Annotated in this window: 3 protein-coding genes; all 3 read right to left on the reverse strand. The window is 64.0% G+C overall.

Annotation, left to right across the window (positions count from 1 at the left end):
• Positions 1-149: 149 nt before the first annotated feature.
• A complete protein-coding gene (metX, locus tag IE277_RS46400; protein WP_189960139.1) occupies positions 150-1,292 on the reverse strand; it encodes a homoserine O-acetyltransferase MetX in 1,143 nt (380 codons plus the stop codon).
• 14 nt (positions 1,293-1,306) lie between these two features.
• Positions 1,307-2,782 (reverse strand): radical SAM family RiPP maturation amino acid epimerase, encoded by a 1,476-nt coding sequence (locus IE277_RS46405; protein ID WP_189960141.1) that lies wholly within the window; start codon positions 2,780-2,782, stop codon positions 1,307-1,309.
• A 179-nt stretch (positions 2,783-2,961) separates the two neighbouring features.
• Positions 2,962-3,146 (reverse strand): hypothetical protein (locus IE277_RS46410; RefSeq protein WP_189960143.1); only part of this gene is annotated, 185 nt, incomplete at its 5' end.

Genomic DNA, 3,146 nt, shown 5'->3' on the forward strand with positions numbered 1-3,146 from the left:
AACTGAGCAGGTTTGGCGACCCAGAGATCACAGAGTGGGGAAATTCAGAGAGCGCCATCACAGCGAGGCCATGGTGCTGCCGATCGACACGCCGTCGATGTGTCGGCATACCTGTTCCCACGCAGTACCGCGTAGTTGGGCGGGTGTCATCACGTGTCCTCCTCGGCTAGGAAAGGCACGACCTCGGGGGCGAGCGACTCGACCTCGTAGATGAATCCGCCGTGGCCCAAGGGGCTGTCCAAGACGGCGTGGTGCGAGTGCGTGCCCTGGCGCAGTAGAACCTGGTGCATCCTGTCCGTTTCTTCGGACGGGTAGCGCCAGTCGGTGCGGTAGCTGACGAAAAGGGTGCGGGCGCTCACGGATTTCAGGGCCGCCTCCAGGCTGCCGTAGCGGCCGGGAAGGTCGAAGTACTCCTCTGCGCGCATCAGATACAGCAGCGAGTTGGGGTCGATAGCGGGGCGTGGCTGGTTCGCGATGGAGTTGAGGAACGCCTCGACCGCAAATTCCGGCTCCAGCGTGTACCGGGGCGGCTGCCCTGCCATGGTCCGGCGGGCGAATCGCCGCCCCATCGCGTCACGGCTCATCCACAGCGGTACGGCGGCCACGAGAGCGTTAGCCAAGCCGCGGACCGGACCTGGGCCGGCGTAGTAGTCACCGTCGTTGAAGTTCGGGTCGTTCCGGATGAGGTGACGCATCACGGAGAAGATCGCGATGGTGTGAGCGGAGGTGTCAGGACCGGTACCGATGACGACGGCGTTGCGGACCGCATCCGGGTGAGAGATGGCCCATTGCAACGCCTGCTGACCGCCGAAGCAGCCACCGATCACCGCGTGCAGTCGTACGATCCCGAGATGTTGCATCAGTCTCCGCTGTGCATTGACCATGTCTTCGATCGTGACCACCGGGAAGTCTGCCCCATAGGGGCAGCCGGTAGCCGGGTCGGCGCTCGCCGGACCTGTGGAGGCCCCGCCCGCAAGCACGTCAGAACAGACGACGAAGTACCGGTCGGTGTCGAGCATGTGCCCGGGGCCGATCGCCCGGTCCCACCAGCCGGAGTGGGCATCCTGCGCGATGTGGCGACCGGCTGCGTGAGCACCTTTGGTGAGCGAGTGGCAGACCAGGACGGCATTTTCGCCGTCCCGGTCCAGCCGTCCGTACGTTTCGTAGGAGAGGTCGAAGCCGGGCAGCACATGCCCACTGTTCAGCTCCATAGGGCCCTCGAAGCGCGCGTTCATGGCCTGTACCAAAGTCGGGCCGCCATCCCGCTTGATTGCGCCGTCGACCTCAGCCATGCAGGGTGCGGCCGTCATGAGGCCGCGCGGGTAGGCATCCCCAGGGTCACCGGAGCGGGCTTGGAGGCGAGGGGCTCGGGCTCCTCATCCAGCAACCCCTCGTCGAAAAGCGAGTTGAGCCAGGCAAGGGTCTGCGTGAGGGGGATGCCAGCACGGCGCTCACGGCGCACGGCCAGGTCCTCAACGCTGGCCACGCCTTGGGTCAGGCAGTCGGCGAGGTCGTCCAGATCCGCCTGTACGAGTGTCAGGCGTTGCCCGCGCGAGACTGCTCGCAGTTCACCGTCGGCCACGGTCACCTTCACGTCTGGGCGCAGACTCACGGGATCCTGCAAGCGCAGCCGGGTTCGCATTCTATTGGTGATCATGGACTCGAGGAGCTCACCCAGTTCCGCGGCGCTGTCGAAGGTCCCCTTGTCCAGCACCCAGTAGCCCAGTGGCCAACGGTCGGAGGCATCGCATGGTGTAATCAGCTGGACACTCCGATCGACCATGTTGAAGAGGAAGCCTGAGACACAGGCGATCGTGGAGCTGGCGTCCTCTGACACCAACTCGTCGCCCCGCTTGTGCGCAAAATTCCGGGCACGGCCGACATTGGACTTCCGGAACGACTTGTATGCTCCCTTGTTCTGCGGGATGCATTCCACGTGCAGCAGCTCTTCGGCGGTGAACGCCTCATGGACCTTGTCCAGAGCGCTGACGGCGATGATCGAGAAACGATCGACCTTGGAACCGTGTGCGCGCGCCAGCTCGAGTAGATGCCGGGTACGCTCCACGTCCTTATGGCCGATGGCCGTGGTGGTTTGCGGACACTGGCCGAGAACTCCGTGGAAGGCTGTGAGGAAGCGTTCGTAGTCCGGGTTGTCCAGCGGATCGGTCGCCCAGTAGAGGAATGCGTCACGCATCGGCTCGCCAACGGTCGTATCCATCACTCGCAGGATGTCACGCCAGAGCCCGGCGTTCTCATCGTTGTACGGCCATGTGTGATCGAACTTCGGTGCGGCCACGCCGCAGAACCAGCAGCCGACAGTGCAGCCTTTGGACAGCTCGAACGCGGCCGGAGCATGCACGATGGCCTGCGAACGGGATATGCCGAGTTCCCCAGCGCATCGCTTCATCTGGCGGGCCCGCCAAGTGGCCACGCGCGGGTCTGTGGTGGTCTGGCCGTGGGCACGCAATTGTGCGCGATGGTCCAGCTTCTCCTGCAAGAAGGCCTGGTAGCGCCGCGCCGAGATCGGCATCTTCCGATCGCCAGCGACCGACTCCTCTTCGCCTGCAAGGAAGGGACGGACCTGGTCCGGCGTCAGCGGAGCCCCAATATCCCGCAGGGCCTGCGCTGCGTCTTCCGTAAAGCGCTTGCGGAATCCCGGGTCTACCAACCACCTCTCCAACGCTCGCTTCGTCCATGCAACCTCACGGATGTAGTCACCCGGACCATCCGACGCATCACCCAGAAGGGGAATGAATTCATTGCCTCGTACACCTTCGGCCATTATCCCTCATCACTGTCTAGCGGGTCGATTAGAACTGAAGATCGAGTAGATCGGCGCATTTTACGGATCGGTCGCTTGAAGCGGCCGAATAGTCGGAGAGATCCGGGGGCCGGTTTTTGCCCCAGCCCCCGGAATGCCGTTACGGACCGATGCCGTCACGGCGTTGTGCCTACCTCGGCTCAGGTCACCACGATGACGGCGACAGCCCCAACCGCCACCTCTGCTACTGCGACCACGTTGGTGGTGTGAGCCACGTGGCCGTTCTCTACAGCTGCCGCGCGGCTCAGTACCATCTCTGGCGTCCCCTCCGGATGGAGGTCGTCGGGTTCCTGCGGCAACACGATGTACCACTTCGTGTCGCTGC

The organism is Streptomyces alanosinicus (genome assembly GCF_014650595.1).
GTDB classification, from domain to species: Bacteria; Actinomycetota; Actinomycetes; order Streptomycetales; family Streptomycetaceae; genus Streptomyces; species Streptomyces alanosinicus.

Coding starts and splice junctions, on each gene's coding strand:
- metX (WP_189960139.1), bottom strand. CDS start 1,292: ATGGCTGAGGTCGACGGCGCAATCAAGCGGGATGGCGGCCCGACTTTG.
- IE277_RS46405 (WP_189960141.1), bottom strand. CDS start 2,782: ATGGCCGAAGGTGTACGAGGCAATGAATTCATTCCCCTTCTGGGTGAT.